This window comes from Chromatiaceae bacterium (assembly GCA_016714645.1).
Classification (GTDB): Bacteria; Pseudomonadota; Gammaproteobacteria; order Chromatiales; family Chromatiaceae; genus M0108.
In genome coordinates, this window is record JADKCI010000005.1 from 598,002 (window position 1) to 617,245 (window position 19,244).

A 19,244-nucleotide genomic window follows, 5' to 3' on the forward strand; every position below is an offset into this window, starting at 1 on the left:
CATCGGGCCCGTCACCTAGACAGGGTCCTCCTCGCTTGCCAAGGGCAACAAAACCTGGAAGCGGGTCCCAACACCGGGTTCGGAATCGACCCGGAGCTCGCCACCATGATTGTCCAGAATGGTCTGGCTGATCGGCAGGCCCATGCCCATGCCGTTAATCTTGGTGGTAAAGAAAGGATCGAAGAGCCTGGCCATGTCCTCAGGAGGGATGCCGGGTCCCGTATCCTCGACCGTGGCCACCCCCCAGTGGCCCTCCCGGCGGCCGCGGATGGTGAGCCGCCGGCGGTGCGGCGGGACCTCCTCCAGGGCGTCCAGGGCATTGCGCACCAGATTGAGGAGCACCTGCTCGATCTGCACCAGGTCGACCCGGACCGGGATCTCGCCCACCGCCAGATCGAAGTCGATGGTCAGCCCCAGCTTGGCGATCTCGAACTCGGCAAAGGCGCTGACCTCCGCCACCATGTGCTTGAGATCCACCTGGACGCGCACCGGGGCCTGCTTGCCCACCAGGCCCCGGAGGCGGCGAATGATCTCCCCCGCCCGTTGGGCCTGGCTGCCGATGCGGTCCATAGCCTGGGCCAGTTCCTCCGGATCGCCGGTCCCCTGGCGCAGGCGACGTCCACAGCCGCTGGCATAGTTGACGATGGCCGCCAGGGGCTGATTGAGTTCGTGGGCCATGCCCGTCGCCACCTCGCCCATGGTGCTGAGGCGACAGACATGGACCAATTCCGCCTGGTGCCGGCGCAATTCCTGCTCGGCCCGCCGCACGGCGGTGATATCGCGGGCATAGATGTTGACGTATGCCAGTTCGCTGACCGGGACGAAGAGGCTGGCATAGACCAGGCCGTCGCATTCAAATTCCCCCTCCTGCTGGTGGCCCTCGGCCAGGGCCTCGCGGGCCAGGGCCAGCCAGTTCGCCGGCAGGGGCCCCTCCCCGGCGACGCCCCACATCCCGAGCAGGGGCTCGCTGGCGCGATTAGTGTAGAGCAGGTGGCCGGCGGGGCTGACGCGCAGCATGGGATGGGGGCTCTCGCTGGCAAAGCCCGCCAGGCTGCGAATCTCCTGGTCCCGCTCCTTGCGCTTGGTGATGTCGTGCAGGTAGAGGGTGTGGAACAACTCATCCTCTAACTGGATGGGGACGACGGAGACCTCCATGGGCACCCGGGTGCCGTCCGCCCGCCGCGCCAGCAACTCACTGCGGGTCTGGGGCTCGCGGCCCTCAAGTTGGGCGCGACGCCCTTCCCGCAGGAGGGCATAGAAATTGGACCGCGCCGACCCCGCTAGCAGGAGGCGGCTGAAACTCTCGCCCAGGACCCGCTCGCGGCCATAGCCAAAGGTGCGCTCGGCGGTGGGATTGAGTTCCCGCACCCGCCCATGACGGTCCAGGGTGACAATAGAATCCAGGGAGGCCTCCATGACCGCCGCCTTGAGGGCCTCGCTCTCGCGCATGGCGATTTCATGGCGCCGGCTGGTCTCCTCCCGCGCGCGCAGCACCAGGAGCGTGAATTGCTGAACCCAGTCCTCCAGCAGGATCAATTGGTTGGCGCCACGGCTGAAACCCGGATCGGCGATCTCCAGGGCCTGGCGGGCGAAACCGGACAGGCGCCGCAGGACCTTGTTGAGTCGCGCCGACACCAGGTAGATGACCAGGGTAAAGGCCCCGATGAAGACGAGGGCAGCGATGCCGCGCTGGCGTCGTTCGAAAATGCGCACATGGCGGGACATCCTGTCCACGCTGTCATGGGAGACGAGGGTGGTGAACAGCAGGTTCAAGTCCGACCCCTCGTAGCCGAAGAGGGATTGCGAGGTGATGAGGTAGGCGTCTCGCCACTGGGACAGGGGGCTGCCCGGGGTCAGCCAATCCGGGTCCAGGCTGACCAGGACCCGCTGATCATCCGCATCCACCAGGGCGATGGCGCTATCAGAGGCGAGCAGGCCCCGCTGGGAGGCGACGAGAAAGGCCTGATCGACCGGGACCAGGACCACTAGGCTGCCCATGACGAAGCCCTGGCGATCCTCGACGGCGTCGCTCACCAACAGGAAGACCCGGTCCTCGAAGACGGCAAACACGGAACGGACCTCCCGATCATGGCGCAGGTGGGCTTCCACCCCCGCCGCGATCTCGGCGGGCAAACCCACGGCGGCGGCGGCAAAGATCTCCCGCAAGGCACCCTCGCCATCGACCAGCAGCACATGGCTGGGGGGCACCAGGCCATCGCGCTCCAGAAAGTCTGGCAGCCAGGGGGGGCGACCGCCCGAGTAACGGCGTGGGAGGAAATCCTCGCCCCGGGTCCAGACTCGAGGCTCCAGGTACTCCGCCAGTTGGCGATGTTTGGCTACCAGTCGCGTGGTCGCCGCGTATTGGGCGAGATACTGATCAAAGCGCATCAGGCTCTCCCGCGACCGCAGGTCCAGGCGAGACTCGAGTTCCTGGCCGAAGATCCGCCCAATCTGCTCGCTCTGGATCTGCTCCAGCACGCTCCAGACGAGGAGGCCCGCCACCAGCCCCACCAGAATGGAGAGGACCGGCATGGGCACGCCGCGCAGGAGCCGAAAGAGGGTAGGTTTCAGATCGATGCGAATCACGGTTCTGGCCCTGGTCAGGATACAAAATCACGCCACGCGGGGGAACGCACCCAGGGCGCAGGACAATACCCTGGCACCCACCTCTGGCCGGGGATGACCGACGATCAATGACGGCTTCCCCCAATACTGGGACAATGGCGCCACGTAGGGCATTCCCGCCCCTGACCAACCGGAGCCCCGTCGCCAACTCATGGCCATCGACATCGCCCAGGCCTGCGTGCCGGGCCTCGCCCGGCGTCTCGCCGCCCTGCTTTACGACCTCATCCTCCTGTTCGGAATGCTCTTGCTCGCCGCCACCCTGGTGATCATTCCCGCCTCAGCCCTGAGTGGGACCGAGGTTTGGCTGGATGGCTGGCTCCGGCTCTTGTTCCAGCTCTACCTCATCGCCATCGGCTGTGGCTTCTTTGCCTATTTCTGGGTTCACGGCGGCCAGACCCTGGGCATGCGCGCCTGGCGCTTTCGCCTGCTACGGGACGACGGCCAGCCCCTGTCCCTCGGCGATGCCGGACGGCGCCTGCTCTGGTCCAGCCTCCTCCCCGCGCCCCTCGGCCTCCTCTGGGTTCCCTTCGACCCGCGAGGTTTGGCCCCCCATGACCACCTCTCCCATAGCCGCCCGGTCATGCTGCTGCGCAAGAGGTGATGGGATTAATCCCGGCGCGCCAGACCTGCGGGTTAGCTCACCCGGCGCAGCACCCCCAGCCCCGCGAGACCAAAGAGTATTAAAGGCAGGATAGCCGCCAACCAGGCCGCCAGGCCAAAATGGATCGCCAGGAAATAAAAGCCGCGACTGACCAGATAGTAGGCCATGCCCAGCATGATACCCAGGAAGAGCCGCACCCCAAGGCCGGTGCTACGGGCAGAACCGAAGAGGATGGGGATGGACAGCAGGATCATGGTCAGGATCAGGAAGGGATGGGTAATTTTGGTCCACATCTCGGTCTCGTATTTCCCTGAGTCTTGGCCATTGGCGGTCATGTAGCGGACATAGCGCGCCAGATCCCAGACCGGGAGCGCCTGGGGCTCCACCACCACCAGCCGCAGCAGCGAGGGATTGAGCAACGAGGACCAGGCCGTGCTGGCGAGGGGCTGGGCCTCGACGCCCTCGTCGGAGATGCGGCTGCGAGAGATGCCCTCCAGCACCCATTCGCCATCCGCATAGTGGGCAACTTCGGCATGGGTGGCGAGGACCAGGTGCCGATTCTCATCGGTCTCGTAGATGGAGATATTACTCAAGCGGGAGCCTGGCAAAATCTCCCCGATGCTGATGTAGGCATCACCATCCCGCGCCCACAGCCCCCGAGGCGTCCGCAGGGTGACCTGGCCGGACTTGACATCACTGCGCCATTGCACCGCGGCCTGCTCCGCCGGGGGGGCCACGAACTCGCCCAGGGCCAGTGCCAGCAGGGCGAGCATCAGGCCGGCCTTGAGCGCGGCGAAGAGGATGCGGGCAATGGACATGCCGGTGGCCCGCATGGCCACCAACTCCGAATGGCTGGCCAGCGCCCCCAAGCCCACCAGGGCCCCGATGAGGGTGGCGATGGGAAACAGGTGGTAGGCGTAGCGCGGCAGGCTCAGACCCGCCACGGCAAGGGCATCGGCGAAGCCATAGACCTCCCCCAGATCGTTCACCTCGTCGGCGAGGAGAAAAAAGGCGATCAGGGGGAGCAGCACCGCCATCGTCAGCAGGGTACCGCCGATCACGGCCCGGCCCAGGTATCGATCCAGGATCTTCACGCTCGTTTCCGTCGTCGGTCCCGGTCCGCGCCTGCTTGATCAAGCCAGGCGGTTCTAGCGGGACGCTGATTTTAGTAGGATGGTCGAATTGGCATCTTAACACCGGGCCGGACTTGGGGCGCACCCAAGTCACCCGCCAGCCCTATCCCTCCACCAACAGAGATTTTCCATGGAATTCAGCATCAAGAGTGGCGATCTGGCGGGGCGTACCAGCCCCTGTCTCATTCTCGGCGTCTTCGAACAGCGCCAGTTGGCGGCGCCCACCCGGCTCATTGACACGGCCAGTCAGGGCCATCTGAGTCGTATCATCGACAAGGGGGACCTGGACGGCGAGGCCGGCCGGGCCCTGCTGCTGCATGAGGTGCCCGCCCTGGCCGCCGAGCGGGTTCTCCTGGTTGGTCTGGGTCCCCGGGAGAAATACGACCGCAAGACCTTCGGCAAGGTCATGGCCGCCGCCCTGGCCCGCCTCAAGGAGACCAGCGCCCCCGAGGCCCTCTGTGCCCTGCCCGCCCCCCCGGACCTCGACCTCTACCTCGCCATGCGAGATACCGTGACCACGGTCCTCGATAAGGAGTACCGCTACGAGCGCACCAAGAGCGAGAAGAAGCCGCCCAGCCCCCTCCAGCGGCTCCAGCTCTGGATCGCGGACCCGGCAGAGACGAGCCTGGCCAAGCAGGCCCTGCGCCATGGCCAGGCCATGGCCCGGGGCGTCGCCCTGGCCAAGGAGCTGGGGAACCTGCCCGGCAACATCTGCACCCCGACCTACCTGGCGGATCAGGCCGAGGCCATGGCCAAGGACTGCCCCGCCCTTAAAGTCACCATCCTGGAAGAGGCGGACATGGCCAAACTGGGCATGGGCGCCCTGCTTTCGGTCTCCCGGGGCAGCCGCCAGCCGGCCAAACTGATCGTCATGAACTACCGGGGCGGCAAGAAGGGCGCCAAGCCTCTGGTCCTGGTGGGCAAGGGTCTCACCTTCGACGCCGGCGGCATCAGCCTCAAGCCGGGGGCGGACATGGACCAGATGAAGTACGACATGGGTGGCGGGGCCAGTGTCCTGGGCACGATGCGCGCGGCCCTGGAGTTAAAGCTGCCGCTGAACCTCATAGGTATGGTCCCGGCCTCCGAGAACCTGCCGGATGGCGACGCCAACAAACCCGGCGATATCGTCACCAGCCTCTCCGGCCAGACCATCGAGATCCTCAACACCGACGCCGAGGGCCGCCTCATCCTCTGCGACGCCCTCACCTATTGTGAACGCTTCCAGCCCGCCGCCGTCATCGACATCGCCACCCTCACCGGCGCCTGCGTCGTCGCCTTGGGCCACGTCGCCTCCGGCCTCTTCACGGCGGACGAGGGACTGGCCGGGGAGATCCTGGCCGCCGGCGAGAAGGTCTGGGACCGCGCCTGGCGGATGCCCCTCTGGGAAGACTATCAATCCCTCCTCGACAGCAACTTCGCCGATATGGCCAACATTGGTGGCCGCGAGGGCGGCGCCATTACCGCCGCCTGCTTCCTATCCCGCTACACCAAAAAGTACCCCTGGGCCCACCTGGACATCGCCGGCACCGCCTGGCTCAGTGGCAAGGAGAAGGGCGGTACGGGGCGGCCCGTGTCCCTGCTCGTCCAGTTTTTGCTCCAGCGCAGTGGCGAGCTATAAACCCCACGCCCCGGCCGGAGTCACCCGGCCGGGGCCCCTGTAACGCCGGAGCGCCAGACTTTGACCCGCATCGATTTCTACTCCCTGGAAGACGGCAGCCGCGGCGATCGCTTCCTGCTCACCTGCCGCCTGGCCGAACGCATTTACCATAGCGGCCAGGAGGAACCCATCCGCATCCATATCCGGGTCACGGACCCCGGCCAGGCCGAGCACCTCGACCGCCTGCTCTGGACCTATGACGATCAGAGCTTCCTACCCCATGGCCGCATCGGCCAGACCGACCCGGAGTTGACACCCATCCTCATCGGCGACGAGCCCCTGGCCGGCCATGACCAGGTGTTGATCAACCTGGACCCCAGCATCCCGCCTGGCTTCGCTAGCTTTGAGCGTCTCTGCGAACCCCTGGACCCCAACGCCGCCAGCCGCGAGGCTGGCCGCGAGCGCTTCCGCTTCTACCGCGACCGGGGTTACGACTTACACCATCACAAGATCCGGCTCTGAGGGTAAGCAACCTCCGAGTTCGTTCGAAGCCTGGACCCCATTGCCCTTAAAACCGGCGGCTCAGCCTGAAGCTATCGGGACTGGATGCCAAGAGAGAGCCTAACAACTGTTACCTTTCAGTAATAAATTCGTCATATCCGCGTCTTATGATGGGTCTAGGTCGGTGCGGGCGAACGACACTACCTTCGGGAAGTTCAAAGACGTGGCCAATAACAAAAATCACAGGCCTGTCGAACTTCTCCAGAATTCCCAATTAAAAGCCACGGTATGATTTCCTGCCCTGGTTTTATGAAGGATTGATGCAAAATGACTCACTTTTGCATCGGGCATACCGCGCAAGCGGCACTTCACATTCCAGCAATCATGAGAAACGATATGAAAAGTTCCATTTTTTGCGCCTTGCTTCTGATCTCCTCCGTTGCCATGGCCGCCGGGGATGAGGCCACCTTGAAACAACAGATGGCCAAGGAATGCGCCGCGGTTTTTGCCGCGGGTGGTCCCTGCGCCGATTTGGCAAAAGGCACCCGTAAATGCACACGCCAAAATGCTGACAAAGGCGGTCCTTCCTGTGTTGCCTTCGAAAAGGCCAACAAGGAATTTTTTGACGCCGGGATGAATGACCCCATCATCAAGAAATAACTACTTTCAAATCAGGCAGCCAGCGGGACCAGGGTGTGCGCATTCCCGAGCCCTGGATCTGGCCGGTTTCAACGCCTGCGTTTAGCGCAGGACTGGTTGGCGTCGTTGGGGATTAGACGCCAACGATTCCAGCCAGGCCCGCTGCGGATTTTGTTACCACCCCATCCGGACTACCCCGGGCGCCCTGAAATCGACGGCACCCTTTGCCCTGCGCATCATTATGGTGCATCCCAATCCGTCTGATGGCCGGAGGGATGTGGTAAGTCGCGCGTACCGGACACCCCGGTGCTTGATACACCCGCGGACCTGCCCAAGTACCGATCTGGCCCACGCTTTGCTAGATTATTTGACCTCTTGCTTCCCTTAGGCGTCCCTAAGCATGGTGGTCAAGGCCCTCGTCGACTCCCCCATCCAAAAATACCTGGAGGCGCTGCACCGACGCGTCGCGGACCTGAGCGAGGGCGACCTCGCATCCTATATCCCCGAACTGACCAGTGCCGATCCCAGGTGGTTCGGCATAGCCATCGTGACGGTGGATGGTCATGTCTATCAGGTCGGCGACAGCCGCCAGACCTTCGCCATACAATCCGTCTCCAAGTCCTTCGTCTATGGGCTGGCGCTCGCCGATCTCGGGGTCGAGCGGGTCCTGGCCAAGGTGGGGATCGAACCCTCGGGCGAGGCCTTCAATTCGATCAGCCTGGAGCCTGGCACCGGGCGCCCCCTGAACCCCATGATCAACGCGGGTGCCATCGCCACCACGTGCATGATCGCCGGAGACAGCCCGGAGCAGCGGGAGCAGCGCATCCTGGAGATGTTCGCGCGCTATACCGGCCCCGCCATGACGATCGACGAGAAGGTTTACGCCTCCGAGGCGCGCGCATCAGGCCGCCGACCGACTGCTGCCGGCCCCCGGACAGCCGGCGCGGCGGCTCTCCACCCTGTCCCCGGGGATGTACTTCGGTGAGTTGCCCCTGGCCAGCGTTCAACCCCGCTGGCCGGAGTGCCACTGGCCACGCTGTTGGCGTTGCTGTAAGCGGGCCCGGTGATGCCACCGACCAACAAGCTGGGCGGTTCCAATATCCCAACATTCAGGAGAAAGCTATGTCTGACCGAGTTTATAAGCTGGTGGAGGTCGTCGGCACATCCAGCAATGGCACCGATGACGCCATTCGCAACGCCATCACCACGGCTGGCAAAACCATCCGACACATCGACTGGTTCGAGGTCGTAAAGACCACGGGCCATTTACAGGACAGCAAGATTGCCCACTTCCAGGTCACCCTGAAGATCGGCTTCCGGCTCGAAAGCGACTGACGATAGTCCCCTATGGGCAGTTAGGGCGTCGGGTTTTGGTCAGTAGCAAGGCAAACCGCGGCCATGCGGCAGAGCTCGGCGATGTTCTTTGCCTGCATTTTCTCGATGACGTGGGCGCGGTGATTCTCGACAGTGCGAAAGCTGATCCCCAGGTACCGAGCGGTCTCCTTGCTGGTCAGTCCCTTCGTAGCGAGCACCAGGATCTCGCGCTCCCGGGGGCTGAGTTGATCGAAATTCCCATGGATCAGGTGCGTTTCGGCTTGCTTAGCGCGACGCCGGCGATCTTCAAAAAGAGCGTTGCGCACATGAGCGATGAGGATTTCATTCGCCACCGGCTTTTCGAGGAAATCAATCGCTCCACCCTTGATGGCACGCACGGACGTGGGGACGTCGCCGTACCCGGAAAGAAAGATGATGGGCAGGCTTAAGCCTTTCCGGCGGAGCGCCTTTTGCAGCTCGAGCCCGGTCATTTCCGGCATACGTAAGTCAAGCACCAGACAACCGGGGTCCTCCGCGGCAAAGGCCTCCAGGAAGGCTAGAGCAGAGTTAAAGGCTCTAACCCGCAGACCCGCTTGCGCCAGCAACAGCCCCAGAGACTCGCGTAAGGCTTCGTCGTCATCCACCAGGAAAACGGTTTGATCGTCGTTCACTCAGATTCTCGGGTTTGGGTTAGGGGTAACGTGAAGTGGATGCTTGCCCCCTCGATCACGTCCGGGTCAACCCACAATTTACCGCCGTGGGCCTCAATAATATCACGGCTGATGGCAAGCCCCATGCCCAGGCCCGAGCCGTTGGCCATGGCAAGGATGTCGAATAGCTGTGTTTGCAACGCGGTTGACAAGCCCGGCCCCGTATCAACCACGCTAACCTCGATCTCCCGGGGGCGCGGATCGACCCTGATGTCGATTTCACGTCGAGCGGGCTCGGCCGTGTCGATGGCCTGGATGCCATTGGCGACAAGATTCAACAGAACCTGCGCGATCTGAACGGCATCCGCCACGACGACCGCGCCCGGGGCGGGAAGAAGGTAGCTAATCCGCACCGCCCGGTCGGCGGCAAACCCCTGGGCGAGTTCCATGGCACGGGCAACTACTTCGTCGATCGCAACGGGCCGCATCCGCATTTCCCGCCGCCGCAGGAACTCACGGAGGCGCTGCAAGATGGTCGCCGCGCGCTGGATCTGCTCCTCGACGCCATGAATAACCCGGGAAAGCTGCTCCGGGTCTGGCTCTGCCTGCCCCAGCAGTGAGACGGCCGTACCACTATAGAAGCCCGCCGCGCTCAAGGGTTGACTGAGTTCGTGGATCAAAGCGCTGGCGAGGATACCCACCGCGTTGAATCGTGCTGCCTGGGCCGCCTGACTTCGGGCCTGCTGCAGGGCCTGCTCGGCGAGCTTCCGCTCGGTGATGTCGAGATGCACGACCACGGCCCCGCCCGCGGCGTCATGGAGCGGAGCGGCTCTCAGCGCGAACCAGCGTTGGAAGTCTGGAGCATGACAAGGGTACTCGCGCACGAAGTCCGGTAAGTGCCCGGAGAGCAGCGCGACCAAGCCATCGGCGATCGCCCCCGCTTCCGCGGCGTCCTTCCCCTGCAGGCCCCGACAGGCGGCGACGTAGTTGAGTCCCAGGCCATCACTTAGCGCGGGGTTGCCCCCATTTTCCTTTGCAAACCGGCGCCAAGCCTCGTTCACGGCGACGATATGCCCCGTGCGGTTGAGTACCACGACTTGGGCGGGCAGCGCGTCAAGGATGGCCTGCTGATCCATGGTCGAGGACCTCCCCAGCCCTGGCGGGGTAACGTGCGGTGGCGATCGGATATCTTGATCCGTGGCGATGACGGGTGGGACCCGCGCGGTCAGATATGCGTCATAATCTAACCAATGATGCACCAGCACGCAAACCGCAGGGCTGGACGCGAGCCCCTGTCTCGCTCCCAGTCCTTGACAACCGCCGGTCGCGAATTGGGCCTTTGGCAAACCGATCCCGAGACAGCGATGAAGCGCAAAACTGTAAAAGCGAACCACCACAGAGTGGCTGACAGCGACCCGAGGCCAGCGCACCCCGGTGCGGACGGCAGGTCACCGGAGAGCGCCGAGCACAGCGAACGCTGCGAACCTGGCTCGGGTAAAGGAATACGGGACCCTGGCATGGGTTCTGGCGATCCCTCTGGGCCTGTGGAGCGCAGGGTCGGTTGGGAATCGGAAATCAGTGACCGTCGGCAGGTTGTCGGGGAGCTGGCTCAAGCGCGCCGCCTCGCCGACCGGCGCGCGGCGGAACTGGAGGCGGTCTTGCATGCCGTGCCAGCGGCGGTGTGGATCGCCCACGACGCCGATTGCCGGCATATCTCCGGCAACCGGACCGCCGACGACTGGCTGCGCCTGCCCAGTGGCGCGGAGGCGTCACTGACCGCTCGGGACGGGGAGCGGCCCACCCACTTTAAGGTCCAGCGGCACGGGCGCGACTTGCCTGGCGATGAGTTGCCGGTGCAGCAGGCGGCCCGGGGGCTCGAGGTACGGGATTTCGAGATGGAGATCGTGCTCGCTGACGGCAGAGTCCGCACCCTCTTTGGCAACGCCACCCCCTTGCGTGATGCCGAGGGTCGCCCCTGCGGGAGTGTCGCCGCCTTTGTCGACATCTCCGAGCGCAAACAGATGGAAGGGGCGTTGCGCCACCAAGTCCAACTCAAACACCACTACCTCGACACGGTACAGAGCATCATCGTGGCCTTGGATGCCGAGGGGCGGATCAGCATGATCAATCGTAAGGGTCGCGAAACCCTGGGTTACAGCGAGCCGGAGCTGCTGGGGCTCAACTGGTTCGAAAACTGCCTCCCGCGACCGGCGGCGATGGACGAGATCTACCCGGTTTTCCGTAGAATCATGGCCGGGGAGCTGGAGGCCGCCGAGTACCTCGAAAACCCGATCCAGTGCCGTGATGGGCGGCAGCGCCTGATCGCCTGGCACAACGCCAATCTCACCGATAACACCGGTCTGATCATCGGCACCCTCAGCTCCGGGGAGGACATCACGGAGCGCAAACGGGCCGAAGAGGCCCTGCGCGCCAGCGAGGCGAGCTTCCGCCAACTCGCCGACGCCATGCCGCAGTTGGTATGGACGGCCGACCCCGATGGCAACGTGAACTATCGCAACAACATCCGTTTCGCGGCCTATGCCGCCGTGAACCAGACCACCGAGGGCCTGGTGAGTTGGTTACCCCTAATACACCCAGAAGATACCCAGCATACCCTGGAGGCTTGGCAGAGCGCGATTGCCAGCGGGAATTCCTATGCGTGCGAGCATCGGGTACACATGGCGGACGGCACGATGCGCTGGCATTTGAGCCGTGCCGAGCCGGTGCGGGATGAAGCGGGATCCATCGTCAAGTGGATTGGCACGACCACTGACATCCAGGATGTCAAGCAGGCCCAGGAAAAATTACGAGAGTCTGACCAGCGCAAGAACGAATTCCTGGCGACACTCGCCCACGAGTTACGCAACCCCCTCGCCCCCATCCGTCACGCGGCGGAGATCTTGCGGCTGCGGGCTCCGCCCGATCCGGCGCTGCAAGCGGCTCACGACATCATTGACCGCCAGATCCAGCACATGGTGCGGCTCATTGATGACCTCCTGGAGGCGAACCGCATCACGCGGGGGCAGCTTCGGTTGCAACGCGAACGGGTGGAACTGGGGGTGCTCTTGGAGCAGGTATTGGCCATCTTCCGCCCCCAGGCCGAGCAGGCGGGCCTCACCCTCCGGGTAACCATGCCCTCGGCTCCCATCGCTCTCGATGCGGATCCGGTGCGTCTGGCACAGGTATTTCTGAATCTCCTTAACAATGCCTGCAAGTACACCGGACGGGGGGGGACGATCCACCTCGACGCCAGGTGTGACGGAGCAGCAGCGGTCGTGACGGTCGCTGACACCGGCATCGGCATCGCGGCGGAGCACCTGCCCCGGGTATTCGAGTTGTTTTTTCAGCTCGATGCCGGCTCGGGGCAATCCCAGGGTGGGTTAGGGATCGGGCTCGCCCTGGCGCGGGGCCTGGTCGAGCTACATGGCGGACACATTGAGGTAAGGAGCCCGGGCCCGGGCCAGGGCACCAAGTTTACCCTGCGGCTGCCAACCCTGGCCGCCCCCCCCGCCGGGCCGGTACTGGTCGCCGAAGAGCGCGACGCCTCGATACCCTTTGGGGCGGCCCGCATCCTTGTGGTGGATGACAATGCGGACGTCCTCGAATCCCTGGCCATGCTGCTCGAACTGACCGGCTATGCCGTGGCCAAGGCGCGCGATGGCCAGGAGGCGATCGAGATCGCCGAGTCTTTCCGACCCCATCTGGTCCTGCTCGATATCGGTCTGCCGAGGCTCGACGGCTATGGCGTCTGCCGGCACATTCGCGACCAACCCTGGGGAAAAGACATGCATATCACCGCCTTGACCGGGCAGGGACAGGATGACGCCCGCCGCCGGTCCCGCGAGTCCGGGTTCGATGGTCATTTAGTCAAGCCGGTCGACCCTGCCGACCTGCGGCAACTCCTGACGGAACTGCCCTGACCCCCGCTATTCCCCGGCTGGATGGTGCCACTCATGTTCCAGGGATTTTTTGCCTTCACTTCGATTGGCATCACCATGGGATCGGTGTCGAAGATTCCCGGGGATGACCGAACGCAGACCTCGCGTAAGAACGAAGGGATTGAGCCCGTTATATAGGGGGGTAGCGCCGTACGATTCAGATCAGGCCCCTGGATAAAGATGCGGCCAATACCTCGTTCCGTCAACTCCCTGGCAAGCAAGATCAAAGCCGCGACGCCAGAGTCAAAGACTTTGTTTACTCCTGTAAGATCGAGCACACAGCTAGTAATGCCCTCATCGGCTGTCTTTCCGATGGCGATGAGCTGAAAGATGCAGCGTAGGTCAAGCGGACCCCTGATACGGATATACAAGACTCCCTCCTGGATGTCATAGTCAAGGTCCGCCGCAAGGGCCGTTGACTCCCAAGCAAAGCCGCGCCATGGTCCCGATCCCCATTCATCGCGGCCATATCCCAGCCCGACGGTTACCGCTTGGCGCCAATTGCCCCGGGGGGCGCGCTGTAAAGGTGGCAAAGACCATTGTTTCATATCTAATTTCTCCTCGTGTGGTATTTAGGGCATTCCAATCTTTGTCCAGAGCAAAGGAGGAAGCCTGAAAATCCGCGATTGATCGATTCATCAACCGCATCCCGTGATATCGCAATTAAATCGCCGCCCGGCGCTGGATAGGCGCGTGACGATTAGGCCATCAGCCAGGGGATAGGAGCCGAACCGATTCCCGCTTATCGACTGCGTAACACTCGCAGCACAATGCTTCGAGTTTCGGCCGGTCCAGTACCGTGATGTGGCCCCGGTAGTATTCGATCACGTCTTGCTTCTGCAAGCGGCCGGCGGCTTCCGTGACCCCTTCGCGACGCACGCCGAGCATGTTGGCGATCAGCTCCTGGGTCATGATTAACTGGTTGCCAGGGAGGCGGTCAAGGGACAGCAAAAGCCAGCGACACAATTGTTGATCGATGGAGTGATGGCGGTTGCAGACCGCTGTTTGGGCTACTTGGGTAATCAAGGCCTGGGTGTAGCGCAGCAAGAGCACCAACAGGCTGCCGTAGTGGTTAACTTCATCCTTGAACCGCTTCCCTGGGAGCCGGTAGGCGAAACCGGCACTTTGGACGACGGCGCGGCAGGTAGTGGTTTGGCCGCCCGTAAAGAGGGCCATGCCGATCATGCCCTCGTATCCCACCACGGCGATCTCCGCGGAAGCGCCATTTGTCGTTAAATAAAGCAAGGAGACGATGGCGTCCGTCGGAAAATAGACGTGCTGCGCGACAGCCCCGGACTCTTGCAGAACTCGGCCCAGGGGCATGGGGGCCAATTCGAGGAAGGGGAAAATGCGCTGCTGAACTTCCATAGGCAAGGCCGCCAGGAGGTGATTTTGTTGCGGCGAATGCGCATCGGATATTTCTGTGGCCATCGGGTTTGCCTCCCTTTTTTACTGCCGGGTTACTGGGCAGATTACCATTCAAAACGTCTGGTACGGGCTGTGCCGGGGTGATGAAGACCTTTTGTAGTAGCTGAAGTTTCGGCACGCTTTAATGGTGGAATGGATTCGTAAAGTTGACTATCCGTGGAAACACCCAGGGATGGCTGAGGATAAAAAAACCCAGCAGACTCATGTCAATGCTGGGTTTTTTGTTATCCTGTAGTGCCCCGATCAGCAGGATAGAATTTTCTAACATGCTGATTAATCTCTATAAGCTTCGTCATCATCCTGCGGATTGGGGCACTACCCGACGCCGGGTTGGCGGCATGGCGGTTCTTTGCTTTGCTGCTCGCTGGAGTGGCCTCGTGATGACCGAGATGACCACGCGCGCTGGTCGCAGCGCACGGCCGGGTGCCTTGGGCAGGCATGGCTCACTATGGCCCGCCGATCCAGCGCCGTCTGTCCGTTTCCGTACGGACGGCACCGGAGCGCCGCGCGCATAGTGCAGGCTGAGATAACACGGCATCAGGTACCGCCGTGACGAAGCGGTGGTTGCAGCGGGCGTCGTCCACGAGGGCGCCGAAGCCGACGGCGACGTGATCACACTGGCCGACGACGCTCGGGGGCATGTGGTCGCCGCGAACCTGCCCCACCATCGTTGATCAACATCAAGGATCGGGCCGCGGCGGAGCAGTGGATTACGGCCTGACCCTCGCAAGGGCTACGCTACCCAGGAGTGACGATGAACGCCAACACGAAGAAACTGTACGACCTGGGCCAGAGCCTGTGGGTCGACAACATCAGCCGCGAGATGCTCGTGCAGGGCACCCTGGCGCGCTACATCGCCGACTGGTCGGTAACCGGGTTGACGTCGAATCCGACGATCTTCGAGCACGCGATCGGCCACGGCCGCCGCTACGACGAGGCGATCGCCGCGCGGGCAGGGCGCGGCGAAACCGCCGAGGACCTGTTTTTCGCGCTGGCGCTGGAGGACCTGAAGGCGGCGGCCGACCTGTTCCGCCCGGTCTTCGCTGCTAGCAAAGGCGTCGACGGCTGGGTCTCGCTCGAGGTCTCGCCCCTGCTGGCGGACGACAGCGCGAAGACGATCCATGCGGCGGCCGGGCTGCACAGGGCGGCGGGCCTGCCCAATCTCTTCATCAAGATCCCGGGCACGCCCGCCGGCGCCGCGGCTATCGAGGCATCGATATTCGCCGGCGTGGCCGTCAACGTGACCCTGCTCTTCTCGCGCGAACAGTACCTGGCGGCCGCCGAGGCCTATCTGCGCGGCATCGAACGCCGTCTCGCGGCCGGCCTGGACCCCCAGGTGGCGTCGGTCGCCTCGCTGTTCGTCAGCCGCTGGGACGTAGCAGTAAAAGACGCCGTTTCGCCGGCCCTTCACAACCGTCTGGGCATTGCGATCGCGATGCGCACCTACCAGGTCTACCGCGACCTGCTGGAATCGCCACGCTGGCAACGCCTGGCCGTGGCCGGCGCCCGCCCGCAGCGGCTACTGTGGGCCAGCACCGGCACCAAGGACCCCGCGGCGCCCGAGACGCTGTACGTCGAGGCCCTGGCGGCACCCGACACCATCAACACAATTCCCGAGAAGACCTTGCAGGCCTTTGCCGATCACGGCCAGGTCGGTGCGCCGCTGCCGGCCGATGGCGGCGATGCGCACGCCGTGCTGGAGGCGTTCAGGCGCGAAGGCGTCGACACCGACGCCCTGGCCGCGCGCTTGCAGCGCGAAGGCGCCGATGCCTTCGCGGTCTCGTGGCGGACACTACTGGCACGCATCCTGGAAAAGGTGGCTCACTTTCATTGACACATTCCGGTCGCCTTCGAGGACAGAATCCACCCAGGCTTCCCAGTCGCCCCTTGCGACGCACGCGGTCGAGGAAGTGCCTCTGCCAGTTCGGCCTGTTTGGCCTCGATGCTGACCTTCTTGCGGGAATCCCCTTTAGACGTTGAAGCGGAAATGCACCACATCGCCATCCTTGACGACGTACTCCTTGCCCTCCGACCTCAGCTTGCCGGCCTCGCGGGCGCCTTGCTCACCCTTGCAGGCGATGAAGTCGTCGTAACCGATGACCTCGGCACGGATGAAGCCGCGCTCGAAATCGGTGTGGATGACGGCAGCGGCCTGCGGGGCCCGGGCGTTCCTGGGGATGGTCCAGGCGCGAACCTCCTTGGGGCCGGCGGTGAAGTAGGTCTCCAGGCCCAGCAGGCGGTAGCCGGCGCGCACCACCCGGTTGAGGCCGGGCTCGTCCAGGCCCAGGTCGGCGAGAAAGAGGGCGCGCTCCTCGGGCTCCAGTTCCACGATCTCGGCCTCGATGGCGGCGCAGACGGGCACCACCTCGGCGCCTTCCGCCGCCGCCCACTGGCGCACGGCGTCGAGAAAGGGGTTGTCCTGAAAGCCGTCCTCGGCGACGTTGGCGATATACATGGTCGGCTTGGCGGTGAGCAGGAAGATGTCGCGCAATTCGAGCAGTTCATCCGGCTCCAAGCCCATGGCGCGCACCGGCTGACCGGTGTCCAGACGCTCGCGCACCCGCTCCAGCAGCTCCTTGCGCGCCAGGATCTTTTTGTCGCCCGTCTTGGACTGCTTGGTGGCGCGATCCAGGGCCTTTTCCACGGATTCCAGATCCGCCAGGGCCAGCTCGGTGTTGATGACCTCGATATCGCCCAGGGGATCGATCTTGCCGGCGACATGGACCACGTCATCGTTCTCGAAACAGCGCACCACGTGGGCGATGGCATCGGTCTCGCGGATGTTGGCGAGAAACTTGTTGCCCAGCCCCTCGCCCTTGCTGGCCCCCGCCACCAGACCCGCGATATCGACGAACTGCATACTGGTGGTCAGGATGGCCTTCGGCTTGATGATGGCGGCAATGGCGTCCAGGCGCGGGTCCGGCAGGGGCACGACCCCGACATTGGGATCAATGGTGCAGAAGGGATAATTCTCCGCCGCGATGGCGGCCTTGGTGAGAGCGTTGAAGAGGGTAGACTTGCCCACGTTGGGCAGACCCACGATACCGCATTTGAAACCCATGGCGTTGACTGAGCTCGTAAAGTCTGAAGGGGAGAAGGAAGAGAACGGAGGATGGGGGCGGCGGCCGGTCGGGATCTCGACCTGGACGCCAGAGTCCCGCGGCTTGACCAGGCGCGGGGGGCGCCGTCATGACGACCCGACGCCCAGACCTCCCCGCGCGACCGGCCCCTAATCCTTGGAGTTGCGTTTGTAAACGTCCTCGAAACGCACGATGTCGTCCTCGCCCAGGTAGGAGCCGGATTGGACCTCAATGATCTCGAGGGGTAGGGAACCGGGGTTCTCCAGGCGATGCTTGGCGCCCACGGGGATGTAGGTGGACTGATTCTCGGTCAGGAGGAAGACGCGGTCCTCGTTGGTCACGCGAGCGGTGCCGGAGACCACGATCCAGTGCTCGGCGCGGTGATGATGCATCTGCAGGGATAGGGTCTCACCGGGCTTGACGGTGAGACGCTTGACCTGGTAACGCTCGCCATGGTCGATGGACTCGAAATCGCCCCAGGGGCGATGGGAACGCTGGTGATGACGCAGTTCACGCCGCTGCTCGCGGCGGAGGTGCTGGGTGACCGCCTTGACATCCTGGGCGTGCTCCTTGCTGACCACTAGCACGGCATCCGGGGTCTCGACCACCACCAGGCCATCGACCCCGATGAGGGCCACCATCCGATGCCGGGCTACCAGCAGATTATTGTGGGCATTGTGGACGAAGGCGTCGCCATCCAGGACATTGCCCTCTTCGTCCTGATCCCGCACCTCCCAGAGTGACGACCAGGCCCCGACATCGGACCAGCCTACGGCCAGGGCCAGTACCAGGGCCGAGGCGCCGGGGGCAGCCTTCTCCTCTGACAGGTGCTCCATGACGGCATAGTCGATGGAATCGCTGGGACAGGCATGGAAGCTGTCCGGGTCCAGGCGCAGGAAGATGCCTTCACTTTCACCCTGGGCGACGGCACGGGCGGCGGCATCCGTGATATCGGGCCGGAATTGGTGAATCAGGCTTAACCACACCGAGGCCCTCATCATGAAGAGGCCGCTGTTCCAAAAGTAGTCGCCGGATTCCAGATAGGCCAGGGCCGTCTCCGCGTCCGGCTTCTCGACGAAGGCGCGCAAGCCAAAGGCGGACCCCGCCAGATCCGGCGCCACGATGGTGTCGCCCTGGCGGATGTAGCCATAGCCGGTCTCCGGCTTGGTCGGCACGATGCCGAAGGTCACCACATGACCCTGGGCGGCCAGGGTGAAGCCATCCGCCACCACCCGGCGGAAGCCCGCCTCGTCGCGCATGGTGTGATCCGCCGGCATGACCAGCAGCACCGGGTCCTGGCCCTCGCGGCTGGCGACCAGGGCCGCGGCGGTAAGGGCCGGGGCCGTGTTGCGCCCCTCGGGCTCCAGGATGATTGACGCTGGCTCCCGATGGATGAGGCGGAATTGCTCGGCGACCAGGAAACGATGCCCCTCGTTGCAGACCACCACGGCGTCCGCGACCCCGATGCCGAGACGCGGATGCTCGCGATCGAGCCCATCGAGCCGGCGCACCGTCCCCTGCAACATGGTGTGCTCGCTGGTCAGGGGCAGAAACTGCTTGGGGTAGGCCTCCCGCGACAGGGGCCAGAGACGGGTGCCGGAGCCGCCAGACAGGATCACGGGTTGCAGGCGCATGGATTCGCTTCCTGGTAAGGATCAACAGAGGCTGGGATTATACCTGCCTGGCAGACAATCGGGTTCCCGTTCCGAGGAAGTTTGACCGGGTGCCGCGTCCTGCT

General features: G+C 63.9%; 14 protein-coding genes and 1 pseudogene. 8 read left to right on the top strand and 7 right to left on the bottom strand.

Annotated features, from left to right (window positions below; all coding sequences use genetic code 11):
* Positions 1–15: 15 nt before the first annotated feature.
* Positions 16–2,532 (bottom strand): PAS domain S-box protein, encoded by a 2,517-nt coding sequence (locus IPN92_19310; protein ID MBK8640324.1) that lies wholly within the window; start codon positions 2,530–2,532, stop codon positions 16–18.
* 244 nt (positions 2,533–2,776) lie between these two features.
* On the opposite strand from IPN92_19310, the gene IPN92_19315 reads away from it, so the two are divergent.
* Positions 2,777–3,226: an RDD family protein gene (locus IPN92_19315; protein ID MBK8640325.1), complete on the top strand. Its 450-nt coding sequence runs from the start codon at positions 2,777–2,779 to the stop codon at positions 3,224–3,226.
* Positions 3,227–3,258: 32 nt separating this feature from the next.
* Here the strand turns inward: IPN92_19315 and lptG are convergent, their stop codons facing one another.
* On the bottom strand, positions 3,259–4,320 hold the full coding sequence (lptG, locus tag IPN92_19320; GenBank protein ID MBK8640326.1) for an LPS export ABC transporter permease LptG: 1,062 nt from the start codon (positions 4,318–4,320) through the stop codon (positions 3,259–3,261).
* A gap of 169 nt (positions 4,321–4,489) precedes the next feature.
* On the opposite strand from lptG, the gene IPN92_19325 reads away from it, so the two are divergent.
* From IPN92_19325 to IPN92_19345, 5 genes and pseudogenes are all read left to right on the top strand, one after another.
* The gene (locus IPN92_19325) at positions 4,490–5,977 is read left to right on the top strand and encodes a leucyl aminopeptidase (protein MBK8640327.1); all 1,488 of its coding nucleotides are present in this window, start codon (positions 4,490–4,492) and stop codon (positions 5,975–5,977) included.
* A 60-nt stretch (positions 5,978–6,037) separates the two neighbouring features.
* Positions 6,038–6,478 (top strand): DNA polymerase III subunit chi, encoded by a 441-nt coding sequence (locus IPN92_19330; protein MBK8640328.1) that lies wholly within the window; start codon positions 6,038–6,040, stop codon positions 6,476–6,478.
* A 306-nt stretch (positions 6,479–6,784) separates the two neighbouring features.
* The gene (locus IPN92_19335) at positions 6,785–7,117 is read left to right on the top strand and encodes a hypothetical protein (GenBank protein ID MBK8640329.1); all 333 of its coding nucleotides are present in this window, start codon (positions 6,785–6,787) and stop codon (positions 7,115–7,117) included.
* A 379-nt stretch (positions 7,118–7,496) separates the two neighbouring features.
* Positions 7,497–7,994: pseudogene (locus IPN92_19340) on the top strand (glutaminase).
* A gap of 224 nt (positions 7,995–8,218) precedes the next feature.
* Positions 8,219–8,431, top strand: coding sequence for a dodecin domain-containing protein (locus IPN92_19345; GenBank protein MBK8640330.1), 213 nt, complete (start codon positions 8,219–8,221; stop codon positions 8,429–8,431).
* A 20-nt stretch (positions 8,432–8,451) separates the two neighbouring features.
* On the opposite strand, the gene IPN92_19350 is transcribed toward IPN92_19345, so the two are convergent.
* Together IPN92_19350 and IPN92_19355 are read right to left on the bottom strand one after the other, a co-directional pair.
* Positions 8,452–9,081, bottom strand: a complete 630-nt coding sequence (locus IPN92_19350; GenBank protein ID MBK8640331.1) for a response regulator transcription factor — start codon at positions 9,079–9,081, stop codon at positions 8,452–8,454.
* Entirely contained in the window at positions 9,078–10,196 is a 1,119-nt protein-coding gene (locus tag IPN92_19355; protein MBK8640332.1) for a PAS domain-containing protein, read from the bottom strand. Before IPN92_19355 ends, IPN92_19350 begins: the two co-directional genes overlap by 4 nt.
* A 381-nt stretch (positions 10,197–10,577) precedes the next feature.
* On the opposite strand from IPN92_19355, the gene IPN92_19360 reads away from it, so the two are divergent.
* Positions 10,578–12,980, top strand: a complete 2,403-nt coding sequence (locus tag IPN92_19360) for a PAS domain S-box protein (GenBank protein ID MBK8640333.1) — start codon at positions 10,578–10,580, stop codon at positions 12,978–12,980.
* 726 nt (positions 12,981–13,706) lie between these two features.
* On the opposite strand, the gene IPN92_19365 is transcribed toward IPN92_19360, so the two are convergent.
* On the bottom strand, positions 13,707–14,429 hold the full coding sequence (locus IPN92_19365; protein ID MBK8640334.1) for a Crp/Fnr family transcriptional regulator: 723 nt from the start codon (positions 14,427–14,429) through the stop codon (positions 13,707–13,709).
* Between the two features lie 751 nt (positions 14,430–15,180).
* Between IPN92_19365 and tal the strand changes: the two genes are divergently transcribed.
* On the top strand, positions 15,181–16,260 hold the full coding sequence (gene tal / locus IPN92_19370) for a transaldolase (GenBank protein ID MBK8640335.1): 1,080 nt from the start codon (positions 15,181–15,183) through the stop codon (positions 16,258–16,260).
* A 135-nt stretch (positions 16,261–16,395) separates the two neighbouring features.
* Here tal and ychF read toward each other — a convergent pair whose 3' ends face one another.
* The gene (ychF, locus tag IPN92_19375) at positions 16,396–17,487 is read right to left on the bottom strand and encodes a redox-regulated ATPase YchF (GenBank protein MBK8640336.1); all 1,092 of its coding nucleotides are present in this window, start codon (positions 17,485–17,487) and stop codon (positions 16,396–16,398) included.
* Between the two features lie 168 nt (positions 17,488–17,655).
* Positions 17,656–19,140: a mannose-1-phosphate guanylyltransferase/mannose-6-phosphate isomerase gene (locus IPN92_19380; GenBank protein ID MBK8640337.1), complete on the bottom strand. Its 1,485-nt coding sequence runs from the start codon at positions 19,138–19,140 to the stop codon at positions 17,656–17,658.
* Positions 19,141–19,244 lie beyond the last annotated feature (104 nt).